The 23006-nt window shown below is 62.1% G+C and carries 19 protein-coding genes; 11 read left to right on the top strand and 8 right to left on the bottom strand.

Features of this window, described 5'->3' with window-relative positions:
• Nucleotides 1-149: 149 nt before the first annotated feature.
• The 8 genes from ltrA to LQD11_RS08990 all read left to right on the top strand — a co-directional run bounded on the left by ltrA (nucleotide 150) and on the right by LQD11_RS08990 (nucleotide 9641).
• Complete coding sequence (gene ltrA, locus LQD11_RS09025; protein ID WP_420828261.1) at nucleotides 150-1496, top strand: group II intron reverse transcriptase/maturase; 1347 nt, start codon at nucleotides 150-152, stop codon at nucleotides 1494-1496.
• A gap of 138 nt (nucleotides 1497-1634) precedes the next feature.
• Complete coding sequence (locus LQD11_RS09020; RefSeq protein WP_238617242.1) at nucleotides 1635-2660, top strand: hypothetical protein; 1026 nt, start codon at nucleotides 1635-1637, stop codon at nucleotides 2658-2660.
• Complete coding sequence (locus tag LQD11_RS09015) at nucleotides 2657-3274, top strand: hypothetical protein (RefSeq protein ID WP_238617241.1); 618 nt, start codon at nucleotides 2657-2659, stop codon at nucleotides 3272-3274. The genes LQD11_RS09020 and LQD11_RS09015 overlap by 4 nt, the downstream gene beginning before the upstream one ends.
• A 369-nt stretch (nucleotides 3275-3643) precedes the next feature.
• Nucleotides 3644-3937, top strand: a complete 294-nt coding sequence (locus tag LQD11_RS09010) for a HigA family addiction module antitoxin (RefSeq protein ID WP_238617240.1) — start codon at nucleotides 3644-3646, stop codon at nucleotides 3935-3937.
• A 271-nt stretch (nucleotides 3938-4208) separates the two neighbouring features.
• Entirely contained in the window at nucleotides 4209-4955 is a 747-nt protein-coding gene (locus tag LQD11_RS09005) for an SAM-dependent methyltransferase (protein WP_338081480.1), read from the top strand.
• 162 nt (nucleotides 4956-5117) lie between these two features.
• Nucleotides 5118-5732: a hypothetical protein gene (locus LQD11_RS09000; RefSeq protein ID WP_238617238.1), complete on the top strand. Its 615-nt coding sequence runs from the start codon at nucleotides 5118-5120 to the stop codon at nucleotides 5730-5732.
• Between the two features lie 236 nt (nucleotides 5733-5968).
• The gene (locus tag LQD11_RS08995; RefSeq protein WP_276315685.1) at nucleotides 5969-7600 is read left to right on the top strand and encodes a methyl-accepting chemotaxis protein; all 1632 of its coding nucleotides are present in this window, start codon (nucleotides 5969-5971) and stop codon (nucleotides 7598-7600) included.
• Between the two features lie 145 nt (nucleotides 7601-7745).
• Complete coding sequence (locus LQD11_RS08990; RefSeq protein ID WP_238617237.1) at nucleotides 7746-9641, top strand: SLC13 family permease; 1896 nt, start codon at nucleotides 7746-7748, stop codon at nucleotides 9639-9641.
• A 13-nt stretch (nucleotides 9642-9654) separates the two neighbouring features.
• On the opposite strand, the gene LQD11_RS08985 is transcribed toward LQD11_RS08990, so the two are convergent.
• Nucleotides 9655-10368, bottom strand: a complete 714-nt coding sequence (locus LQD11_RS08985; RefSeq protein ID WP_238617236.1) for a hypothetical protein — start codon at nucleotides 10366-10368, stop codon at nucleotides 9655-9657.
• A gap of 27 nt (nucleotides 10369-10395) precedes the next feature.
• Complete coding sequence (locus LQD11_RS08980) at nucleotides 10396-10752, bottom strand: thiol-disulfide oxidoreductase DCC family protein (RefSeq protein ID WP_238617235.1); 357 nt, start codon at nucleotides 10750-10752, stop codon at nucleotides 10396-10398.
• A 188-nt stretch (nucleotides 10753-10940) separates the two neighbouring features.
• On the opposite strand from LQD11_RS08980, the gene LQD11_RS08975 reads away from it, so the two are divergent.
• From LQD11_RS08975 to LQD11_RS08965, 3 genes are all read left to right on the top strand, one after another.
• Nucleotides 10941-12368, top strand: coding sequence for a carotenoid oxygenase family protein (locus LQD11_RS08975; RefSeq protein WP_238617234.1), 1428 nt, complete (start codon nucleotides 10941-10943; stop codon nucleotides 12366-12368).
• Between the two features lie 192 nt (nucleotides 12369-12560).
• Entirely contained in the window at nucleotides 12561-14702 is a 2142-nt protein-coding gene (locus LQD11_RS08970; protein ID WP_238617233.1) for a TonB-dependent receptor plug domain-containing protein, read from the top strand.
• Nucleotides 14703-14715: 13 nt separating this feature from the next.
• Nucleotides 14716-15231 (top strand): hypothetical protein, encoded by a 516-nt coding sequence (locus tag LQD11_RS08965; RefSeq protein ID WP_238617232.1) that lies wholly within the window; start codon nucleotides 14716-14718, stop codon nucleotides 15229-15231.
• Nucleotides 15232-15291: 60 nt separating this feature from the next.
• Here the strand turns inward: LQD11_RS08965 and glmS are convergent, their stop codons facing one another.
• From glmS to atpA, 6 genes are all read right to left on the bottom strand, one after another.
• Nucleotides 15292-17124, bottom strand: a complete 1833-nt coding sequence (glmS, locus tag LQD11_RS08960) for a glutamine--fructose-6-phosphate transaminase (isomerizing) (protein ID WP_238617231.1) — start codon at nucleotides 17122-17124, stop codon at nucleotides 15292-15294.
• A 133-nt stretch (nucleotides 17125-17257) separates the two neighbouring features.
• On the bottom strand, nucleotides 17258-18622 hold the full coding sequence (gene glmU, locus LQD11_RS08955) for a bifunctional UDP-N-acetylglucosamine diphosphorylase/glucosamine-1-phosphate N-acetyltransferase GlmU (protein WP_238617252.1): 1365 nt from the start codon (nucleotides 18620-18622) through the stop codon (nucleotides 17258-17260).
• Between the two features lie 87 nt (nucleotides 18623-18709).
• Nucleotides 18710-19138, bottom strand: a complete 429-nt coding sequence (locus LQD11_RS08950; protein ID WP_040405602.1) for a F0F1 ATP synthase subunit epsilon — start codon at nucleotides 19136-19138, stop codon at nucleotides 18710-18712.
• Between the two features lie 12 nt (nucleotides 19139-19150).
• Entirely contained in the window at nucleotides 19151-20533 is a 1383-nt protein-coding gene (gene atpD / locus LQD11_RS08945) for a F0F1 ATP synthase subunit beta (protein ID WP_200171727.1), read from the bottom strand.
• 44 nt (nucleotides 20534-20577) lie between these two features.
• The gene (atpG, locus tag LQD11_RS08940) at nucleotides 20578-21438 is read right to left on the bottom strand and encodes a F0F1 ATP synthase subunit gamma (protein ID WP_008932348.1); all 861 of its coding nucleotides are present in this window, start codon (nucleotides 21436-21438) and stop codon (nucleotides 20578-20580) included.
• Between the two features lie 14 nt (nucleotides 21439-21452).
• Nucleotides 21453-22994: a F0F1 ATP synthase subunit alpha gene (gene atpA / locus LQD11_RS08935; RefSeq protein WP_238617230.1), complete on the bottom strand. Its 1542-nt coding sequence runs from the start codon at nucleotides 22992-22994 to the stop codon at nucleotides 21453-21455.
• Between the last annotated feature and the right edge of the window lie 12 nt (nucleotides 22995-23006).

Below are 23006 nucleotides of genomic sequence, written 5' to 3'. Positions count from 1 at the left end.
GGAGTCAGGGGGAGCCTGAAAGGCCCGGTCCAGGTAAGGAAAGCGGACCCCGAGAAAGGGAACGTGACCTGACGGCCACAGGGGAGTCGGATCACCTCATAATACTCCGAGACGGTAGAGCCGATCACATGGGGAAGGGGGTGACAGTCATACATAGTCCGCAAAGGCCACTCGCGCCGGACACTGTCGGGCCGGAGAACGACGAGCCAACCTTCCTGCGGGCGATATCCATCAAGGCGGGCACTGCGAAAGCCCACCGATTCCAAAACCTTTATGGCCTTCTGAATGAATCACTACTGCACCATGCATGGCGCACCCTGAATCAAAGGGGAGCCCCGGGCGTGGACAAGGTGACCATGGCCGAATATGGCAGGAACCTGAGTGAAAACATCAGACAACTGGTAGAACGCCTGAAACGTAACGAGTATCGAAGCCGGTTGATCCGGCGCCGGTACATTCCGAAGGGGAACGGCAAGGAACGACCGCTGGGAATTCCGGTGGTGGAAGACCGACTGCTTCAGGCGGCAGCACGCCTGCTGCTGGAGGCTATCTACGAAATGGATTTTCTCCCCACCAGCTATGGCTACCGGCCGAAGCGGGCTGCACAGCAGGCGGCCAAGGATCTCACCTATGAGCTGCAGTTTGGACGCCACGGTTATGTTGTCGAAGCCGACATCAAAGGCTTCTTCGACAACATTGACCATGACTGGCTGCTACGGATGCTGGCGGAACGGATTGACGATAAACCATTCGTTGGTCTCATCACCAGCTGGCTGAAGGCCGGAATCCTGGAGCGAGATGGATCGGTACTCCATCCGCACACAGGAACCCCACAGGGCGGTGTGATCTCGCCGATACTGGCGAACATCTATCTGCACTATGTGCTGGATGTGTGGTTTGAGAAGCGGATCAAGCGGAGCTGTGCCGGACAGGCGTACATCATCCGCTTTGCGGATGATTTCGTGTGTGCTTTCCAGTATCGGGCGGACGCACAGCGGTTCTATCGAGCCTTGCCGAGGCGACTGGAGGCCTTTGGTCTCCAGGCTGCCTCGGAGAAGACGTGCATTCACCGCTTCAGCCGTTTTCACCCAACACGGACCCGGCGATTCACCTTCCTTGGTTTTGAATTTTACTGGGAAGCGGATAGCAAGGGGACACCGCGGGTATGGCGGCGGACCAGCCGCAAGAAGCTGCGCAGTAGCATCCGGGCCTGCAAGGACTGGCTGAAGACACACCGGTATCTTCGTCTGCCGATACTGTTGGCGACGATGAAACGCAAAGTACGGGGGCACTACAATTACTTCCGTGCCATCGGTAACCTCAGCTCACTGTGGTGTTTTCACACCGCGGCAATCCGGTTGCTCTACAAGTGGCTGAACCGTCGCAGTGAAAGGCGAAGCTTGACCTGGGAAGGTCTCAGGCGGGTGCTGGAGGCCTACGCGTTTCCGACACCGGTTGAGGCGATGCAGGGGATACGGAATCGGGGGCTTGCGTGAGGGAACGTCCTTCTGCGCGAGTGAGTAAGACTGAAGAGCCCGGTGCGGGAAAACCGCACGCCGGGATCTGTGCAGGGGGCGTCGGGTAACCGGCGTTCCTACTGCGACGGTTTCAACATAGATAGGGGATTCTAAAGAATGTCAGAAAAATCGTTGAGCATGGAAATGAGCAATCTCATATGCCGATTTGGGCGCGATAAAGTACTGCTCGATATGGCAGATGAAATTGTTTTGCCATGCTTCTTTGACGAAAATCTAGCAAGGAATTATAGCAAGACAAGCTATTTTTTTCACGAAGTCAGCCCGGTGCTTCTAAATAATGAAGCCTCTGAGAGCGTGGTTGGCATAGCAGGGCGATTCATTAAGGATACAACTTTGGAGCGTGAGCAGATATTTGAGGAAGGGAAGGGTCTAGTTAAAGATGCCGGTTCAATACGGTCTTCCCCTTCTGCAATATTCCTACTTATTCTGAATAATCATCGCCTCATATATGTAAAAGAAACAAGAGATGCACCATCAAAAGAGTCGTTTCGTTCTACCCTCCTGAGATTTCTTCGCGACAAGCATAAGGAATATATTGAAGAAGAGTATAAACGTTTGAATGCTGCGCGAGAAGAAGACGCCAATGCTGAACGAATCACTAAGAAGGATTTGCATGAATCAACTCCAAAACCAACGCTTGAGTTGATTCCTCTCACCTCTGAAGACGGCATTGAAGAATTTGTACGAAAATACAGCATTTTGAAAACGATTGAAATATCGTTATCCGACAGAAATGATGAAAACGATAACGATCCATTTTTTGAGGCGATGCAGAAAAAGAAAGACGCTATAGGGAGCACGAAGACTTTAGTTAAACATAACAACCCTAAAGGCCTTGATAAGGATGAGGCAATTAGTGAAATAGCAGAAGCAACTGAACAGGGTAATCAGACTGTTAAGTTGTCTGGGATCGACAATGAGGGAGATATTTTAAGAGGAAATAATGACAATTTTCAGCTAAGAAAACCTCTTGATGACTTAAGCTCAAAGCCAGCTAATGCTGCGAGCGATCTGTATGAGTCTTTCGTAGGGCTGGTGAAAAGTGGATTAGTGAAAGTTCCTGAAACATCGCAAAAAGCAAAGGTTATAGTAGAATCTCTCGCCCAAAGGCTTTTTAAATGAGCACCTCGAGCTTTGATCCCAAAGACCTAACGAAAGAGAAGAGGCTTTGGGATATCTATATTGCATCGAAAAGAATCCCTTTTAGCCGGTTCAATGCGATTACTACGGCAATCGTATTTTTGCTGCTACTGACCAATTCTTGGCTTTCTACCCAGCCAGCAGATGAAACAATAGAGCTGGTTCGAGAGCTATCCAAAACAGGCTTAGCGGTCTCGCTTAGTACACTGGGGTTTTTGCTAGCAGGATTTACTATATTTGCAACAGTTACTCAGCCTGGCCTCTCCCTAAGAATGGCGGAAATCGCTCATCCTGACAGCGGGCTCTCATACTTAAAGCATAATTATTTCGTATTTATTCGGGTATTTATATATTATCTCGCCTTTTCAATCTTTTGCCTTTTAATTGTTATGTTTGGTCATGAGGGAGGGCTTGTTCCTTTGTTGGCGGCATATTCTCCATACCCAGAGTACGTAAAGTTCGCTGTTGTAAAAGCGTCTTATGTGCTTTTGTTTACTGGGTATTATTTTCTTGTCATGCAGCTGAAGTCGTTTATCTTCAATATTCATCATTCTGTTATGACCTCTCTCAGGTGGAAAGCTGAAGGTTATGAATAAACCTAATCGGATAGCCGGGGGTTTTTCTCCCCCGGCCTCCACAACACCCCGCATGCGGGTCCGCACGGGGCGTTTCCTCCGGAGCTCAAAGGACCATGCAAACATGGTGACCTTCAACGCTGGTTACCCAACGAATCGCCAAGGTCGTTTCACCCGGTCGGGCGCATTACGGCCGTTGAGACACGCGGGTCTCTCTCGTTCCCGGAGGTTCGGGCCTTCACCAGGGCCAGCAAGTGGCGGATGCGGACATATTCAGTCAGCCTCTTGAGCCGGTAGTCCATGGACACGCCCCAACTCCGGCCGGTGAGCTTTCGCAGCCGGTGACGAAAGTCCTGATAGGCGCACTCCCGATTATGAGGATCATCACTAATGACTATGCATAATCCGCCGCATCCTGGTGAGTTCATTCGCCAGGTGTATCTGGAGCCTTTCGGTATTAGCTCTCGTCAGCTTGCTTCGAGTCTGGGTGTTTCGCCCTCCACGTTGTCCAGGCTGCTCAAAGGAGACAGTGGTATCAGTCCCGAAATGTCTCTGCGGTTATCCAAGGTTCTTGGGCGTACTCCTGAAAGTTGGCTCGCGATGCAGAATATGTACGATCTTTGGGTGGCCCGCAAAACGGTCAACCTGGATGACATTCACCCTCTGGACTTTGAAGCAGCTTAACCGGATAGCCGGGGGGTTTTTCTCCCCAGACCTCCACAACACCCCACATGCGGGTCTTTCTCGTTGCCGGAGGTTCGGGCCTTCACCGTGTCTCAGCCATTACTGAGCATTGGTCATTCCAGCTCTTTCAGTAAGACCTCAGTTCGACTACCATTCAACTCGATTCTCGCAGGGACACCAATCCAGGTTGCAGCACTCCTTCGGTACCCCCTTCCCGCTGGCGTTAATCCATGCCGGCATTCATTCATGTTCGTTAAAGAGGCTTTCCACATTGGATATCCCACGTATCTTTAACATTACCGAAAGTGCTCACCGCATTCATAATCCTTTCACGCCAGAAAAGTTCGCCACCCTCGGCGCTGTGTTGCGCCTTGAACCCGGAACTCGCCTGCTCGATCTCGGCAGCGGTTCGGGCGAAATGCTCTGCACCTGGGCACGGGATTTCGGGATTACCGGCATCGGTGTCGATATGAGTCAGTTGTTCAGCCAGCAAGCGAAACTCCGCGCTGAAGAACTCGGTGTCACCGATAAAGTGGAATTCATTCATGGCGATGCTGCCGGCTATGTCGCCGACATCAAGTGCGATGTGGCTGCATGTGTCGGTGCCACATGGATTGGTGGCGGAGTTGCCGGCACCATTGAGCTTTTGGAAAAGAGTCTCAACAGCAACGGAATCATCCTCATCGGTGAACCCTATTGGCGTCAGTTACCGCCGTCGGAAGAGGTTGCCAAGAAGTGCTTTGCCAATTCTATCTCGGACCTTCATGGGCTCCCTGAGCTGGTTGCGTCTTTTGACGAGCTCGGCTACGACGTAGTGGAAATGGTTCTGGCGGATCAGGAAGGTTGGGACCGATACGAGGCGGCCAAATGGCTCACCATGCGCCGGTGGCTTGAAGCGAATCCCGATGACGACTTTGCACAAGAGATTCGATCCCAGCTGAATGACGCCCCCAGGCGCCACGTCGCATACACACGTGAGTACCTTGGATGGGGGGTATTCGCTCTGATGGCGCGGTGATGAGGGTCCGGTAATCCGGATAGTTTGAGGAACCTCGGGAGCACATGGCGATCATGGCCATGTGCTTTCGGCAACTGGAGAGTGGGTTGCCGATATCCCGAAAGCATGTTTGTCGGTAATCTCTTTTCCGAGCCTCATCCCACGCCTCCGATCCGGTGCCTCATGCTCTTCACCTGCCCTGCCTGCAAGAGGAAAACCATCTTTTTCCCCACCGTGCTATTGCATGTCTGGGGCAGGTGGCCCCACTCCGCGGCCAACCGGTTCGAGTGTACCCATTGCCACGCGGAACTGGCCTGCTACTACTCGCCGGTACCCTTCCTTTTGCTCGGTGCCATCCTGCAGATCCTGATTCTGCAAAGCGGCGCAATCAGGGATCTCTGGATGGGGGCGCTGATCGCGGCCGGGCTGGCGTTGTTCTTCTTCCCCATCCGGGAGGCGTCGAACATGTCGCTTCTTTTCCATCGTTTTCCGGTGCGCCGGTTCAAAAATCCCTTCGATCAGGGCTTTTACTACATTGAGAGCAGGTTGCTGTCGCAGTGGGTGTTCGTGCTGGTGGCCGGGCTCACGCTGAAGTCGCTGGTTCAAGCCAACCCCGGGGCCCAGGCCCATGCGGGCTCGATGGTGTTTCTGCTGTTGGCGGGGGTGGTGGGCCTGGCTGCCGCCATTGCCTATGGCTTTGCCATCTATCGGATCGGTCGGCATAGCACGCTGCCGCGGGTCGGTGTGAATGTGGCGCTGATGATCGGGGGGGTGGTGATGGTGTATTTCTGGCGTTAGGGTGGCGGCCCCTTTCACATCGTGGCCACTGGATGGGTTCCCGCTTTCGCGGGAATGACGCGTGTGCCTGTGATGCTTCAGCGTATGCCTGTGATTCTCCAGGGTGAATGACCCGGGAGAAGCCGGCTGAAAGATGCCCTTGATCAGAGCCAAAGGAAAATTCATGCGCCGGCAACCTGGTTTCCGGATCAGAGTGATTATACTTCCGATATAACCCACAGCTTGGATGTATCGTCATGCCCTTGCTCCGCTCCCTTCGTGCACAGCTGGTCGGCCTCCTGGGTGGCGGTCTGTTGCTGGTGCTGATCGTGGCCGCCGCCTGCTTCGTGGCCTTGGGGCAAGGGTTGGGCCAGTACCGGTCCCTGGTGGAAGAAACCATTCGGGTTGCCACCCAGGTGGACGCCGCCAATGTGGAATTCAAGGTTCAGGTGCAGGAATGGAAAAATGTCCTGATCCGAGGGGCCAATCCCGCCGACCATGACCGTTACTGGCGCAGCTTCCAGAGCCACGAGGCTCAGGTGCAGCAGCGCCTGGAAGCGGCGGCGGCCACCGCCCGGCAGATGGGCGACACGGAACTTCTGCGCCAGATCGAGACGCTGCGAACCGAGCACCAGCGCATGGGGCAGGCGTATCGCCAGGGCAATGAGCGTTTCCTGGCCGCGGGTGCGAATCCCGCCGTCGGCGACGCCGCCGTGCGGGGTATCGACCGGGCGGCCTCCGAGCAGATGACCGCGCTGGTGGAGACCCTGCATCGGCGGGCCACCCAGGAGTCCGGGAGGATCAGCGATGCCGCCGGCCGGACCCTGATGCTGGGCTGGATCATCCTGATCGCGGGCATTGCCGGGGTGGCCGCCTTCAGTCTGTGGATGGTGAACCGGGCCATCGTCCTGCCCATCAATCACCTCGTCGATCATATCGACGAACTCAGTCATGGGCGGGTGGCCCGACGGGTGGAGGTCAGGCGCAAGGACGAACTCGGGCGTCTGGCCACGGCCGCCAATCTGCTGCGGGATTTCCTGGCCGAAACCTTCCAGAGTCTCAAGGACAGCACCAACGCCCTGGACAACGCCAGCTCCGAACTCAATACCATTGCCGGCCGCATGGCCCAGGGCACCCGGGAGCAGTTTGACCGCACCGATCAGGTGGCCACCGCCATGCACGAGATGTCCGCCACCGCCCAGGAGGTGGCTCGCCACGCGGCCGAGGCCGCCGACGCCGCCGATGAGGCCGACCGTGCCGCCGGCGAGGGGCACCGGGTGATGCAGACCACCATTGAACGAATCACCACCATGAGCGGGGAGATCGGCAACACCGCCGAGGTGATCCGCCGCCTGCAGGAGGACAGCGCCCGCATCGGCAAGGTGCTGGAGGTGATCCGGGGTATCGCTGAACAGACCAACCTGTTGGCCTTGAACGCCGCCATTGAGGCGGCACGGGCCGGGGAACAGGGCCGGGGCTTTGCGGTGGTGGCCGACGAGGTCCGCACCCTGGCCCGGCGCACGGCGGAATCCACCGCCGAGATCCATCAGATCATCGATACGGTGCAGAACGGCGCTCTGGATGCCGTGAGCGCCATCGAGACAGGCCAACGCAGCAGCGCCGCGGGACTGGAGCAGGTGCATGCGGCCGGGGTGATGCTGGAGCGGATCACCGCCGCCGTGGAAGCCATCCGGGACATGAACCGACAGATCGCCACGGCGGCCGAGGAGCAGACCTCGGTGGCGGAGGATATCTCTCGCAATCTGGTGGAGATCACCGACATCGCCACCACCAACCAGGACAGCGTGCAGCGTACCGAGCAGGCCAGCCAGCATCTGCATACCCTCTCCGGGCGCCTTGGACAGGTGTCGTCAAAACTGTCGGCCTGAGGCGCCTTGCCGAAGCGGGTATTTCAGGAGGGCGCCGCCCTGGTCATGCGGGGGCGGGCGGGGGCATGCCCCCCAACACACTTTTGCCCTCCGCCCGCGGCAATGCGGAGTTGATTCATCCCGGACACCAGGGACCTGACGCGCGATGACACAGGATCAATGGCTCATTCTGACCATCCTGACCGCAACGGTTGCCATGTTCCTGTGGGGACGCTGGCGCCACGACATGGTGGCGGCCGGTGCCCTGCTGGCCTGCGTGGTGGTGGGCCTGGTGCCCGCCCGCGAGGCCTTCGCCGGGTTCGGCCACCCGGCGGTGGTCACGGTTGCCTGCGTGCTGGTGCTCAGTCGCGGCCTGCAGACTTCGGGGGCCGTGGACGTGCTGGCGCGCACCGTGTTGCCGGCCCAGTCCGGACGCATGCTCAGTCTCATGGCGCTGATGGGCCTGGGGGCCTTCCTGTCGGGGTTCATGAATAATGTGGGGGCCATGGCCTTGCTCATGCCGGTGGCGATCCACCTGTCCCAGCGGCTCGAACTCACCCCCGGACAGGTGCTCATGCCGCTGGCCTTCGGCACCATTCTCGGCGGCATGACCACGCTGATCGGCACCCCGCCCAATCTCATCGTCTCCGGTTTTCGCGCCGAAACCGGGCCGGGCAGTTTTGCCATGTTCGACTTCACGCCGATCGGGCTGGCCGTCGCACTGGCGGGTGTGCTGTTCGTCGCCCTGATCGGCTGGCGACTGGTGCCGGCACGCAAGCAGTCGGGCATCGAGGGCTTCGAATCCGGCGCCTATATCACCGAGGTGCGCGTCCTGGAAGACAGCAAGGCCGCGGGCATGCGGCTACGGGAGATCGAGAATGCGCTGGCCGATATCGACGCCCAGATCATCGGCCTGGTACAGAGGGAAGTGCGCATCATCGCCGCCAATTCAGGGCGCAAGGTGCATGCCGGCGACATCCTGATGATCGAGGCCGAGGCCGACGCGCTGACCGATGTGCTGTCCATCCTCGGCCTGAAGCTGGAAGAGGAGGTCAAGCCCGAGAAGGACGAGATCCCCGAAGCGGATGCAAAGGCCGATGCCGCCGCGGCCAAGGACAAAAAAGGCAAGGATGCGGACACGGCCGGGAAACGGGAAGACGGCGACGGCGATGACACCGAGGCCGCCGAAACCCCGCTGAAATCCGGTGACATCGTGCTGATGGAACTGGCGGTACTGCCCAACTCGCCCTTGTCCGGACGCTCGGCCAGCGACATCCTCCTGCGCACGCGCTACGGAGTGAACCTGCTGGCCTTGTCCCGGGAGGGCAAGCGTTCGATGAAGCGGCTGCGTTCAATGGCGATCCAGTCGGGCGACCTGCTGCTGATGCAGGGTCCGCCCGAGTCCATCTCGGAATTTGCCTCCGACAATGCCTGCGTGCCCCTGGCCCAGCGGGAGCTGCGCATCCCCAACAAGCGCAAGATCTGGGAGGCCAGCCTGATCATGCTGTTCGCGGTCGGCGGTGCCGCCTTCGGGCTGCTGCCGGCGGCAGTGTCCTTCGCCATCGGGGTGCTGGCTTCCATGGCCCTGCGCACCGTGCCGCCGCGAGCGGTGTACGATGCCATCGACTGGCCGGTGATCGTGTTGCTGGGTGCCCTGATCCCGGTGGCGGGGGCGATGGAGGCCACCGGCACGGCGGACCTGATTGCCCGCCTTCTGATCGAGAACGTGGCGCAGGGTCATGCCGTTGTCGGGCTGGCGCTGATCCTGGTGGTCACCATGTTCCTGTCCGACCTGATGAACAATGCCGCCACCGCCGCCGTGATGTGTCCCATTGCCATCGGCACCGCCGCCGCGCTGGGCGTGAGCCCCGACGCCTTCCTGATGGCGGTGGCCATCGGTGCCTCCTGCGCCTTCCTCACCCCGATCGGCCATCAGAACAACACCCTGATCCTCGGTCCGGGCGGTTTTCGCTTCAGCGACTACTGGAAGCTGGGCCTGCCCCTGGAGATCATCGTGGTGGCGGTCTCGATACCCCTGCTGCTGGTGGTGTGGCCGCTGTGAGGGATCGCCTTCCCTACGCCAGCCGCAGCGCTTGGCGGAACAGTCCCTTCAACGGAGGCTCCAGAAAGGATCTGGCCTCGCCGGGCGCAATCTTCCTGTCGCGGCAGAAACAGGCCAGGGCATAGGCGATCTCCGGGCGCCCCAGCGAGGCGGACCGGTCAATGGCCGGACCGGCGCATTTGCCACATCCACCCACCCGGCTGATGAAGGCGGTGTTGGCCAGGAAGATCCCGAATCCCATCCAGACCGCGACCAGCTCCGCCACGTGGGCCTCGTTGCCCTCCTGGGCCGGTGCCGGTCGGGAGCGCGTGTACATCCACCATCCGGCCAGATCCCGGGCCAACTGGGCCACCAGGGCCTGACGGTTCGTCCACAGCAACGGGTCGTACTCAAGCACCAGCGGCTCCGCCTCGCTGGGTATCGCCGGAAACCGTGTACCGTCACCGGCCGGCACCAGCCGCATCGGCACCGCTTCAAGCCCGGCATGGCGGCGAATGGCGGCAAAGGTGGCCACGGCGGCCTCCTGGGGTGACTGTACCTGGGCCGGAAAATGTTCGCGGATGGGCATGACCAGGTGGGCCTGGTCCAGGGGACGCAGGTCATCCTGCTGCGCCATGGCCCACGCGTGAACGTCCCGGATCCAGGCACGGGTGGTGTCGTCGACGACGGGGGCGCGGCGAAACAGGTTCAGCCAGGCGGGAACGGCGGGATTCAGGATTGAACTCATGGGAGGAACCGGGTGCGGGCATGATCTTCAGATCGTACACTGACTGCTGTGTCTGCGGCGCCATTTGGCCCACTGGTTGTAGGCAAAGTCACCGCAATGGAAAAGCCCCGGCAGACTCAACAGGGCGGCGGTCCTGCCCATGCCCGCCGCGCGCCAGTAACCCAGGGTGGCGGCAAAGCCCACCCGCATCCGTTCACCGTCGAAATAATGGATGCGGGTCAGCAGGGCTTCCAGTGAATAGCCCTCGGGCGGCCGGAAATCGGCGGCACTGATGTCGATCAGCCGGACCCGTGGCTCCAGGCGGGAACGCAGCTTGTTGATTTCCTTCCGGCACAGCCCACAGGAGGCGTCATAGTAAAGGCGAGGTTGCGATTCGGACGACACGGTCACCTCCGGGATTCATTCATTTGCGGAAATCGTGTAGAACCATTCTAACCCTCATGCATCCTGATGGCGATGTACCCTTAATTAAGAAGACAACAGGGCCACACCAGGCCCCTCGGGGAGAGGGGCGTATCTGCGATGAAATCCGGGTTCTTTCGCGTTGATAGTTGGCGGAACGGGAGATTGAGATGATGGCAGCAAGGGTTGGCTATCACCTAGGCGTCACGTCCCAGGGCCGGGAGGTGGATCAGGACGCCCTGCCCCTGCGCGGACACCTGCCCGACTGGCTGGAGGGGGTGCTGCTGCGCAACGGTCCAGGCCTGTTCGAGACCGGCGACTACCACTGCCGTCACTGGTTCGACGGGCTGGCCATGCTGCAGTCCTTCACCCTGCGGGGCGGGCGCGTGGGGTTTCGCAACCGGCATCTGGCCACTCGCACCCTGGAACAGGCCCGGCACAACGGACGTATCCAGGGCTCGGGATTCGCCACCGACACCCATCGTTCCCTGCTCAAACGCCTGCGAGGGCTGGCGCATCCCGTCCTCACGGACAATACCAATGTGAACATTGCCCTCATGGCCGGTCAGGCCGTATGCCTGACCGAAACCCCCGTCCCGACGGCCTTCGATCCGGACACTCTGGAGACACGGGGCCCCCTGCCCTTTACCGACACCACCGAGTTGCACCTGAGCACGGCCCACCCCATGGCAGACAGCCACAGCGGGGATCTCTACGGCTTCGGGATACGGTTCGCCCTCAACAGCGAATACCTGCTGTTCCGTATCCCCGCCGGCACGCGTCGGCGCCGGATCATCGCCCGGTTACCGGTGAAGACCCCCGCCTACATGCACAGCTTCGCCCTCACCCGTCACCACCTGGTCTTGAGCGAATTTCCGCTGGTGGTCACGCCCCTGGACATGCTGGTCACGGGCCGGCCGTTCATCGAAAACTTCCGCTGGCTACCGGAGCTTGGCACCCGCTTCCAGGTCTTCGACCGGCAGCGCGGCACCCACCTGGCCACCTGCGTGGGTGAGCCCTGCTTTGCCTTTCATCACATCAACGCCTTCGAGGACCAGGCCGGTCGGCTGCAGGTGGATCTGGCCGCCTATCCGGATGCCGACGTCATCCGCCGCCTGTACCTGGAACCCCTGCGCCGGGGCTGGACGGAGCCGGCCTGCGGCGAGGCCTGGCGCTTCACGCTGGATGTCCACCGGGGCAACGCGACCCGCACCGTGCTCGGTGAACGCGGTCTGGAGTTACCCCGCATCCATGCCACCCGATGCGGTGGACGGGACTATCGTTACGTCTACGGAACCGGCAACCATGTCCCCGGGGCGCTGATGGATGAACTGGTGAAGCTGGATGTCGGACGCGGCACGCACCTGACCTGGAGCGAAGCCGACGGCTACCCCGGCGAACCGGTGTTCGTGCCCAGACCCGGCGCCACCGAGGAGGACGATGGCGTGCTGCTGAGCGTGATCCTGGACGCCGCCGCCGGCACCAGTCACCTGCTGATCCTGGATGCCCGCACCCTGGAGGAACGGGCGCGGGCCACCCTGCCCATCCCCCTGCCCTTCGGCTTTCACGGAGCGTTCCTGCCCGATCACGCCGGGTAGGTGGCTGGTTTTGCCAACCATCAATGACAGCATCGTCGGATCCGGTACAATCACCACGAACGGGAATGCTTATCAATCGCCATCCGGATGGCGCGACACATCCGCCAAGCCAGCCATCCGATCATTCGGCAAAGCCAGCCAGGCCATCCACTACCCGAACCCGACCCCGGTTCCAGGCCTGGAGAATCCTGCATGCAAGACAGCACGCCCCGCCACGGCAAGCGTACCGCCGACACCCAGGCGGATCACTTCCGTCAAGCCTCCCGTCGGCTGCCCCTGATCGGTGCCTCTGTCACCCTCTCGCTGCTGGCCGGCGGCGGGGCGCAGGCCCAGGATACCGGCGAGATCGTGACCCTGGAGACCGTCACGGTCACCGCCGGCACCCGCACCGAACGCAGCCTGGAACGGAGTCCCGGCACCGTGGAGGTGATCACCCGGGAAGACATCCAGCGCAGCGGTTCGGTCCTGCTGGCCGACATCCTGCGCAATCATTCCGCCCTGTTCGTCAGCGCCGACGGCCTGAGCCTTTCCATCCGCGGCGCGGCGCGGGAGGACACGGTGTTCCTGATCAACGGCCGCCGTGTACTGGGGGAACCCAGCCGTCGCTACGAGCTCAACCGCCTCACCGCCGGCCAGATCGAGCGCATCGAGATCGTCAAGGGGCCGGGCAGCGTGTTGTACGGTTCCGATGCCATGGGGGGCGTGATCAACATCATCACCCATCAGCCGGGCGAGGGCTTCGGCGGCAGCGTGGACGTGCAGGCGGGTGTCCGGGACGGGGGCGGCGCGGAACGCTACACCGCCGCCGCGAATCTGTACGGGGGCGATGCGCTGACCCAATTCAGCCTTTTTGCCAACGCCACGACCCGCAATGCCTACGAGGTGGGAACCACCGCCGATGTACGGGTCACCGGCAACCGGGGGCCCCCCTCCACCCACGGCAATGCCAATTCCCCGCTGCGCAACATCCAGGACCAATACCGGTTCGATGAACAGCGTCTGGACGAGGCGGACGTCTACAACCTGGGCGTCATCCTCAACCGCCGCCTGACGGACACCCTGGAGGCGGAACTGGAACTGGGCCGGATGGAGGAAAACCGTACCCGGGACTACGTGAACACAGGGCGAACCAATACCAACTACACCAACAACGCCAACGGTCAGATCTTCCCCGCCTTCAACGTGCCCACCCGCTGGACCGACGACAACCAGCGCACCGATCTGGCCGCCGCCCTGAACTGGCAGCCGGACAGGCATTTCAACGTCAATTACCGGATTCACCACAGCCGCTACGAAAAATCCCGCTCGGTGACCGCCCTGCCCTGGGAAGACCTGGGGTTTGCGGGCCGGGGGGACTCCAACACGGCAGAACGCAATACCACCACCAGGGTCCTGACCAACGAACTGCTGGGGACCTGGCGCCCGGACGACCGGCACACCCTGCTGGCCGGCGCCGAATATCGGGACCTGGATGGACGCTGGGACGGCGGCCTGTTCGCCCAGCACGAATGGCAGGCCACCGAACGCCTGGATCTGGTCTATGGCCTTCGCTACGACGAGGCCTCCGTGGGCGAGGACAACACCTCCGCCAAGGTGGGCGGCGTACTGGCCCTGACCGGTGATACCCGGCTGCGCTTCAACTATGCCCAGGGCTTCAAGGTGGCCGAATCCCGCAGTTATGACGTCATACAGGTCAACCCCAACGGCACCCTGATGCTGGGCGCCCATGTGGAGAACGCGGACGTGGGCAAGACCCGGCACGACCTGAAACCCGAGCGCAGCGAAACCTTCGAGATCGGCCTGCTGGGTCGCCTGGGTCCGGGGCGTTATACCCTCACGGCGTTCCACACCGATTTCCGGGATCGGGTGGAGCGGGTGACGGAACAGCCCGCCGATGTGCAATACATCACCTTCCGCAACGTGGGCGAGGCGCGGATCAAGGGTATTGAAGCCAGCCTGAGCATGCCCCTGGGCCAGCAGCTGGATCTGGCCCTGTCGGCCACCTGGCTGGATGCGGAAAACCGGGATACGGGCCTGACCCTGAGCGGCACCCCGGAAAACGTGGCCGTCGCCGGGCTGAACTGGACCCCGAATGATGCCCAGATGTGGCAGCTGCGGGTACGGCACGTGGGTGAGCGCTATCTGGATGCCGCCAATACCGACAAGGACGAGGCCTACACCGTGGCCGACCTGAACGCCAGCTTCCATCCCGCCAGCTGGCGCAAGCTGGAGCTTTACGGCGGCATCGACAACCTGTTTGACCGACGCAACGACACCAGCCTGTTCTCCGATCCGGGTCGCTATTACCGGATCGGCCTGCGGTATTTCCTCTGAGGACACACACAACATGCCGGATACACGCCATCCCCGCATCCCGCGCCCTCGCCTGAAGGGCGCGGCGACCACCGTCTTGCTGGCGCTGCTGCTCCAGGCCGGGACGGCCTGGTCGGACACCCGCCAGGAAATCATCCTGCCGCCGGCGGATCGGGATCATCTGCTGGAACACATGCGGGAGTTTCTGCAGGCCTCCAACGGCGTGCTGCGGGGCGTGCTGGACGAGGACATGGACAAGGTGGTGGAGATGGCCCGCCTGACCCTGCCCATGAGGATGAGGGACCCGGAGGCCCACGATGTGGAACTCACCCGGGACCATACGGGCCGAACCCGGCCCGAGAGGATGCAGGCGGTGATGCCGCCCCACTGGGGGAGCATGATGCGCCAGATGCGTCAGGAGTTCATGCAGATCGCGGAAGATGCCCGTCAGGGCGCGGACGGCACCCGCATCCTGCAGCGCCTGCACGGCGCCCAGGAAGTCTGTATCGCCTGCCACGAAGCCTTCCGGCTGACACCGTCGGAAGGCTGAACAGGCAAGGGACGCGGCATGGGATTGACGTCAGGGGGCTGTTACCGAAGACGCCGCCCCCTACTCCACCGTGACTGACTTGGCCAGGTTACGGGGCTGGTCCACGTCGGTGCCCTTGAGCACGGCGGTGTGATAGGCCAGCAGTTGCAGGGGGATGGTGTGGATGATGGGGGAAAGCCAGTCGTCCACCGGCGGCACCGCCAGGCTCTGGATGGCGCCGTCGTGACCCAGGGCTTCCACGTCGTCGGTGAAGACCAGCAGATGCCCACCCCTGGCCCGGACTTCTTCCAGGTTGGACTTGAGCTTTTCCAGCAGGGGGTTGTTGGGGGCGACCACCACCACGGGCATGTCCGCGTCCACCAGGGCCAGGGGGCCATGCTTGAGTTCGCCGGCGGGATAGGCCTCGGCGTGGATGTAGGAGATTTCCTTGAGCTTGAGGGCCCCTTCCAGGGCAATGGGGTAGTGGCAGCCCCGCCCCAGGAACAGGGCGTGCTGCTTTTCCACCAGACTCATGGCCAGGCGTTCGATGGGCGCGTCCAGATGAAGCACCTTTTCCATCACCGCCGGCAGGGCGCGGAGCTGTTCCACGAAATGCCGGATGCGAGCGGCATCGAGGCCGTGATGACGGCCCAGGGCCAGGACCAGCAGGAACAAGGCCACCAGCTGGGTGGTGAAGGCCTTGGTGGAGGCCACGCCGATCTCCGGCCCGGCATGGGTCATGAGGACCATGTCGGACTCTCGCACCAGGGAGCTTTCCGGCACGTTGCAGATGGCCAGAGAGCCCAGGTAGTCATCTTCCCGTGCCTGCCGCAGGGCGGCCAGGGAGTCGGCGGTCTCGCCGGACTGGGAGATGGTCAGCAACAGGCAGTCGGGCAGTACGGCATGGCGGCGATAGCGGAATTCACTGGCCACTTCCACCCGGCAGGGCAGACCCAGCAGACCCTCGATCCAGTAGGCGGCCACCATGCCCGCGTGGTAGCTGGTGCCGCAGGCCAGGATCTGGACCGACTTCACCCGCTTGAGCAGGGCCTCGGAGTCAGGGCCCAGGATGCCTTCCAGCACCCCGTCACCGGACAGGCGACCCTCCAGGGTTTCGGCCACGGCCCGGGGCTGTTCGTGGATCTCCTTGAGCATGAAGTGCCGATAGCGGCCCCGGTCGGCGGCCCCGGCGGTAAGGCTGCTTTCGGTGACCGGACGTTCCACGGGACGCAGTTCGGCATCAAAAAGTCGCACCTGATCCCGGCGCAGCTCCGCCAGATCACCGTTTTCCAGATAGATGAAACGCTGGGTCACCGGCAGCATGGCCTGGATGTCTGAGGCGATGAAGTGCTCGCCGATGCCCACGCCGATGATGAGCGGACTGCCCTGGCGCACGGCGATGAGGCGGTCGGGCTGGTCGCGGGCGATCACGCCCAGGGCGTAGGCGCCGGTGAAGTGGGTCACCGCCCGTTGCACCGATTCCAGCAGATCCAGCCCCTGGAGGCAGTAGTCCATGATCTGGTGGGCGATCACTTCGGTGTCGGTGTCCGAGGTGAAGGTGTAGCCCTTGGCCTTGAGTTCGCCGCGGATCTCGGCGTAGTTCTCGATGATGCCGTTGTGGACCACGGCAATGTGGTCACGGCTCATGTGAGGGTGGGCGTTGTATTCGGTGGGGCTGCCGTGGGTGGCCCAGCGGGTGTGGGCGATGCCCAGGGTGCCGCGCAGGCCGTCACCGGCCAGGCGCTGGGCGAGGGCTTCCACCTTGCCTACGGCCCGTTCCCGCTGCAGGCCGACATCCGGGTTCAGGACCACCAGACCGGCGGAATCGTAGCCGCGGTACTCCAGGCGGCGCAGGCCTTCGATCAGGATGGGTTCTACGTCACGCTGGGCGATGGCGCCGATGATTCCGCACATGGTGGGTCTATCCCTCTGCTGGTCTTCGGGTCCCTCTCCGAGCCGGAGGGGTCGGAGCGAGGGGTGGTTTGACGGGGTGGCCGAATTTTTGTGTACGGCTACCGTCCACTCGGGGAAGAAGGGCGTTTTCTACTCAGCGCTTCTTCACCGGCCGCTGCCAATCCGGGCGGGTTTCCTGGGGGGCACGGGTCAGGGTGAGCTGGCCCGGCGGGGCCGGCTGGTTGATGGTGGAGCCGGCGCCGATGGTGGCACCCTCACCGATGGTGACCGGGGCCACCAGGGCGGTGTTGGAACCGATGAAGGCGTGGTCGCCGATCACCGTCTGGTGCTTGTTCACCCCGTCGTAGTTGCAGGTGATGGTGCCGGCACCGATGTTGACCTGGCGGCCCACCCGGGTATCTCCCACGTAGCTCAGGTGGTTGATCTTGCTGCCCTGCCCCACCCGGCTCTTCTTGATCTCAACAAAATTGCCCACATGCACCCCGTCGTCCAGTTCGGTGCCGGGCCGCAGACGGGCGAAGGGACCGATGGTGCAACCGGGGCCGATGCGGGCGTCCTCGATCACGCTGTGGGCGCGGATCACCGCACCAGGACCCACGTGGGCATGGGTCAACACGCAGTGAGGACCAATATGCGCCCCCTCGCCCAGCACCACATGACCTTCCAGAATCACGTTGACGTCCAGGGTGACATCCCGGGCGGCGGTGACGGTGCCGCGGATGTCCAGCCGGGCGGGATCCATGACGGTGACGCCGGCGCGCATCAGGGCCTCGGCCTGGCGCCGCTGATACAGGCGTTCCATGGCCGCCAGTTGCACCCGGTCGTTGATGCCCATGAACTCATCGGCATCCGTGGCCGGGATCACGGTCACCGGAGCGCCTTCGGCCACCGCCAGACCGATGCAGTCGGTGAGATACAGCTCACCCTGGGCGTTGTCCGGCGAGAGCTGGTCCAGCCATCCCGTCAGGGCGGCGCGACGGGCCGCCATGAAACCGGTGTTGACCTCGTTCACGGCCTGCTCGCCGGTGTCGGCATCCTTCTGCTCGACGATGCGCAGGGGCCTGCCCCGGTCATCGCGGATGATGCGACCATAGCCGGTGGGATCCGGCAGGATCATGGACTGCACCGCCAGGGCGTGGTCGTCCAGGCCGTCCAGCAAGGCCTGCAGACTGGCGGCACCCACCAGGGGGACATCGCCGTAGAGGATCAGCACCCGGTCATCGGGACCGGCCACCGGCAGGGCCTGGGCCACGGCGTGGCCGGTACCCCGCTGCTCCCGCTGTTCCACCCAGGTGACGGGGGCGTCGGCCAGTCGCTCACGGACCTGATCGCCGCCATGGCCATAGACCACCGCAAGCCGCTCGGGCCTGAGTGAGAGCGCGGTTTCGATCACGTGGGAAAGGAGTGGGCGTCCGCCCAGGGGATGCAGCACCTTGGGCAGTGCCGATCGCATGCGTGTCCCTTGCCCGGCGGCAAGGATGATGATGGTGGTTTCCATAGTCACCCGCAGGTCCTGCCTTGGGTTGTGCGCGGAAACGGAAACACGGCCATGCCGACGGCATGACCGTGTGTTCCCGGGTACTGCTTACTGGTTGGTGCTCTTGCGCAGCTTCTGGATCATGCGCAGGCGCGCCGCGGCCTCGATCAGTTCCGACTGTGCCTTGGCATAGTCGAAGTCGGCCTTGCGGTTGGCCAGGGCATCTTCCGCCCGCTGCTTGGCTTCCAGGGCCTCGGCCTCGTCCAGGTCCTTGGCACGGATGGCCGTGTCCGCCAGCACAGTCACCACATGGGGCTGCACTTCCAGCAGACCACCGGAGATGAAGATGTGATGCTCTTCTCCGGACTCGGACACCTTCACCCGGATCTCGCCGGGCTTGAGCAATGCCACGAACTGGGAGTGACGAGGCAGGATGCCCACCTCGCCCTGTTCTGCCGGCGCCACCAGCATGTGAGCCGTACCGGAGTAGATGGACTCCTCCGCGCTCACAATGTCGACGTGAAACGTCATAGCCATGGGTGCCCCCGATTACTTGTTGAGCTTCTCCGCCTTCTCGACGGCCTCTTCGATGCTGCCCACCATGTAGAAGGCCTGCTCGGGGAGATGATCGTACTCACCGTTGACGATGGCCTGGAAGCCGTGAATGGTGTCCTTGAGGGACACGTATTTGCCCGGTGCGCCGGTGAACACTTCCGCGACGAAGAAGGGCTGGGACAGGAAGCGCTGAATCTTGCGAGCGCGAGCCACCACCAGCTTGTCTTCTTCGGACAGTTCGTCCATGCCCAGGATGGCGATGATGTCCTTGAGCTCCTTGTAGCGCTGCAGGGTGTTCTGCACGGCACGGGCGGTGTCGTAGTGCTCCTGGCCGATGACCAGCGGGTCCAGCTGACGGCTGGTGGAGTCCAGCGGATCCACGGCCGGGTAGATGCCCAGCTCGGCGATCTGACGGGACAGCACCACGGTGGCGTCCAGGTGAGCAAAGGTGGTGGCCGGAGAGGGGTCGGTCAAGTCGTCCGCAGGCACGTACACGGCCTGGATGGAGGTGATGGAACCCTTCTTGGTGGAGGTGATGCGCTCCTGCAGCACACCCATTTCCTCGGCCAGCGTCGGCTGGTAACCCACGGCGGAAGGCATGCGGCCCAGCAGTGCGGACACCTCGGTACCGGCCAGGGTGTAACGGTAGATGTTGTCGATGAACATCAGCACGTCACGGCCTTCGTCACGGAAGAATTCGGCCATGGTCAGACCGGTCAGGGCCACCCGCAGACGGTTGCCCGGCGGCTCGTTCATCTGGCCGTACACCAGGGCCACCTTGTCGAGCACGTTGGAGTCTTTCATTTCGTGGTAGAAGTCGTTTCCTTCACGGGTACGCTCACCCACGCCGGCGAACACGGAGTAGCCGGAGTGCTCGATGGCGATGTTGCGGATCAGCTCCATCATGTTCACGGTCTTGCCCACGCCGGCGCCGCCGAACAGGCCCACCTTGCCGCCCTTGGCGAAGGGGCACAGCAGGTCGATCACCTTGATGCCGGTTTCCAGCAGTTCGGTGGAGCCTGCCTGCTCTTCGTAGCTGGGGGCTGCGCGGTGGATGGACCAGTGCTCATCGGCCTTGACGTCACCGGCGTTGTCCACCGGCTGGCCCAGCACGTCCATGATGCGGCCCAGGGTGGCCTTGCCCACGGGCACGGAGATGGGCTTGCCGCTGTTGGTCACCTTGATGCCGCGGCGCAGGCCGTCGGAAGAACCCATGGCGATGGTACGCACGATACCGTCACCCAGCTGCTGCTGCACTTCCAGGGTCAGGCCGACCTCCTCCACCATGAGGGCATCGTAGACCTTGGGCACGGCGTCACGGGGGAACTCAACGTCCACCACCGCGCCGATAATTTCAACGATGTTTCCAGCACTCATGTTGATAATCCTCTAGTCTCTCAAATCTTGAACCGGGGTCGGCCTCAGACCGCTGCGGCGCCGCCGACGATCTCGGAGATCTCTTGGGTGATGGCTGCCTGGCGGGCCTTGTTGTAGACCAGCTGCAGCTCATGGATGAGATCCCCTGCGTTGTCGGTGGCGGACTTCATGGCCACCATGCGGGCAGCCATCTCACAGGCAACGTTCTCGACCACCGCCTGGTAGATCACCGACTCGATGTACCGGGTCAGCAGCGTATCCAGCACCGGCACGGTGTCCGGTTCGTAGATGTAATCCCAGTGATGCTTGAGCTCCTGCTCGCCGGTCGGCACGATGGGCAGCAGGGTGGTGGCCTTGGGCTGCTGGCTCATGGTGTTGACGAACTCGTTTTCCATCAGGATCAGCCGATCGATACGACCTTCGTCGTAGTGATTCAGCATGACCTTGACGGTGCCGATGAGGTCATTCAACCGAGGCCGATCGCCCAGGTTGCCCACATTGGCCACGACTTCGCCGCCAAGGCGCCGGAAGAATCCGAGCGCCTTGTTGCCGATCAGGCACAACTCGATCTCCGCGCCCTTGTTGCGCCATTCGGTCATGGTCTGCACGGTCTTCTTGAACAGGTTGATGTTCAAGCCGCCGCACAGGCCGCGATCGGTGGAGACGACGATGATGCCCACCCGCTTGACCTCGCGTTCCTCCAGGTAGGGGTGCCGGTATTCGGCATGGGCCATCGCCACGTGCCCCATCACCTGACGGATCTTGTCGGCATAGGGGCGGGTCGCCAGCATGCGGTCCTGCGCCTTGCGCATCTTGCTGGCGGCCACCATCTCCATGGCCTTGGTGATCTTCTGAGTATTCTTGATACTCTTGATCTGGCCGCGGATCTCTTTTGCGCCTGCCATAAGTCAGCTCCCGGTTACCAGCTGTGGTTTGCCTTGAAGTCTTCCAGGGCAGCCTTCATGCCGGCCTGGATCTCATCGCTGTAGTCGCCCTTCTCGTTGATCTTGGCGAGCAGTTCCGCCTGGCTGGAGCGCAGGTAGTCGTGCAGGGCGTGTTCGAAGTCCACGACCTTCTTCACTTCCACATCGTCCAGGTAGCCTTGTTCGGCGGCATACAGGGAGAACGCCATCTCGGCAATGGAGAGCGGGGCATACTGCTTCTGCTTCATGAGTTCCATGACGCGCTGGCCACGCTCCAGCTGTCTGCGGGTGGCCTCGTCCAGGTCGGAGGCGAACTGCGAGAACGCAGCCAGCTCGCGATACTGGGCCAGGGCCAGACGCACACCACCACCCAGCTTCTTGATGATCTTGGTCTGGGCCGCACCACCCACACGGGACACGGACAGACCGGCGTTGATGGCCGGACGGATACCCGAGTTGAAGAGGTCGGTTTCCAGGAAGATCTGGCCGTCGGTGATGGAGATCACGTTGGTGGGCACGAAGGCCGACACGTCACCCGCCTGGGTTTCGATGATGGGCAGGGCGGTCAGGGAGCCGGTCTTGCCCTTCACTTCGCCATTGGTGAAGGCTTCCACGTACTCGGCGTTGACACGGGAGGCACGCTCCAGCAGACGGGAGTGCAGGTAGAAGACGTCACCCGGATAGGCTTCACGGCCCGGCGGACGGCGCAGCAGCAGGGAGACCTGACGGTAGGCCCAGGCCTGCTTGGTGAGGTCGTCGTAAATGATCAGGGCGTCTTCACCGCGGTCACGGAAGTACTCGCCCATGGCGCAACCGGCGTAGGGGGCGATGTACTGCATGGCGGCGGAGTCGGAGGCGGTGGCGGCGACGATGATGGTGTGATCCATCGCGCCATGCTCTTCCAGCTTGCGCACCACGTTGGCAATGGAGGAGGCCTTCTGGCCCACTGCCACGTAGATACACTTGATGCCGGTACCCTTCTGGTTGATGATCGCGTCGACGGCCACGGCGGTCTTGCCGGTCTGGCGGTCGCCGATGATCAGCTCACGCTGACCGCGGCCGATCGGCACCATCGCGTCGATGGCCTTCAGACCGGTCTGCACCGGCTGGTCCACGGACTTGCGGTCGATCACGCCCGGGGCGATCTTTTCGATGGGGGAGCTGTGCTTGGTCTCGATGGCGCCCTTGCCGTCGATGGCCAGGCCCAGGGAGTTCACCACGCGACCCAGCAGGGCCTCGCCCACCGGGACTTCCAGGATGCGACCGGTGCAGCGGGCGGTGTCGCCTTCCTTGATGTGCTTGTAGTCACCCAGCACCACGGCGCCCACGGAGTCGCGCTCCAGGTTCAGGGCCATGCCGAAGGTGTTGCCGGGGAACTCGATCATTTCACCCTGCATGACATCGGCCAGACCGTGCAGGCGGACGATACCATCGGACAGGCTGACCACGGTGCCCTCGGTGCGTGCTTCCGCCGCGGACTCGTAGCTCTTGATGCGCTGGCTGATCAGTTCACTGATTTCAGACGGGTTGAGTTGCATATTTCGAATCCT

The sequence above is a fragment of the Ectothiorhodospira shaposhnikovii genome (assembly GCF_022227765.1).
Classification (GTDB): domain Bacteria; phylum Pseudomonadota; class Gammaproteobacteria; order Ectothiorhodospirales; family Ectothiorhodospiraceae; genus Ectothiorhodospira.
This window is presented reverse-complemented; position numbering and strand designations above follow the sequence as displayed.

Bases quoted from the DNA above. Each gene is read 5' to 3' on its own strand.
- LQD11_RS08990 (WP_238617237.1), top strand. From the start codon at position 7,746: ATGACACAGGATCAATGGCTCATTCTGACCATCCTGACCGCAACGGTT.
- LQD11_RS08985 (WP_238617236.1), bottom strand. From the start codon at position 10,368: ATGAGTTCAATCCTGAATCCCGCCGTTCCCGCCTGGCTGAACCTGTTT.
- LQD11_RS08970 (WP_238617233.1), top strand. From the start codon at position 12,561: ATGCAAGACAGCACGCCCCGCCACGGCAAGCGTACCGCCGACACCCAG.
- LQD11_RS09020 (WP_238617242.1), top strand. From the start codon at position 1,635: ATGTCAGAAAAATCGTTGAGCATGGAAATGAGCAATCTCATATGCCGA.
- LQD11_RS08995 (WP_276315685.1), top strand. From the start codon at position 5,969: ATGCCCTTGCTCCGCTCCCTTCGTGCACAGCTGGTCGGCCTCCTGGGT.
- atpD (WP_200171727.1), bottom strand. From the start codon at position 20,533: ATGAGTGCTGGAAACATCGTTGAAATTATCGGCGCGGTGGTGGACGTT.
- LQD11_RS08975 (WP_238617234.1), top strand. From the start codon at position 10,941: ATGATGGCAGCAAGGGTTGGCTATCACCTAGGCGTCACGTCCCAGGGC.
- LQD11_RS09000 (WP_238617238.1), top strand. From the start codon at position 5,118: ATGCTCTTCACCTGCCCTGCCTGCAAGAGGAAAACCATCTTTTTCCCC.
- glmU (WP_238617252.1), bottom strand. From the start codon at position 18,622: ATGGAAACCACCATCATCATCCTTGCCGCCGGGCAAGGGACACGCATG.
- glmS (WP_238617231.1), bottom strand. From the start codon at position 17,124: ATGTGCGGAATCATCGGCGCCATCGCCCAGCGTGACGTAGAACCCATC.
- LQD11_RS09010 (WP_238617240.1), top strand. From the start codon at position 3,644: ATGACTATGCATAATCCGCCGCATCCTGGTGAGTTCATTCGCCAGGTG.
- atpA (WP_238617230.1), bottom strand. From the start codon at position 22,994: ATGCAACTCAACCCGTCTGAAATCAGTGAACTGATCAGCCAGCGCATC.
- LQD11_RS09015 (WP_238617241.1), top strand. From the start codon at position 2,657: ATGAGCACCTCGAGCTTTGATCCCAAAGACCTAACGAAAGAGAAGAGG.
- LQD11_RS08950 (WP_040405602.1), bottom strand. From the start codon at position 19,138: ATGGCTATGACGTTTCACGTCGACATTGTGAGCGCGGAGGAGTCCATC.
- atpG (WP_008932348.1), bottom strand. From the start codon at position 21,438: ATGGCAGGCGCAAAAGAGATCCGCGGCCAGATCAAGAGTATCAAGAAT.
- LQD11_RS08965 (WP_238617232.1), top strand. From the start codon at position 14,716: ATGCCGGATACACGCCATCCCCGCATCCCGCGCCCTCGCCTGAAGGGC.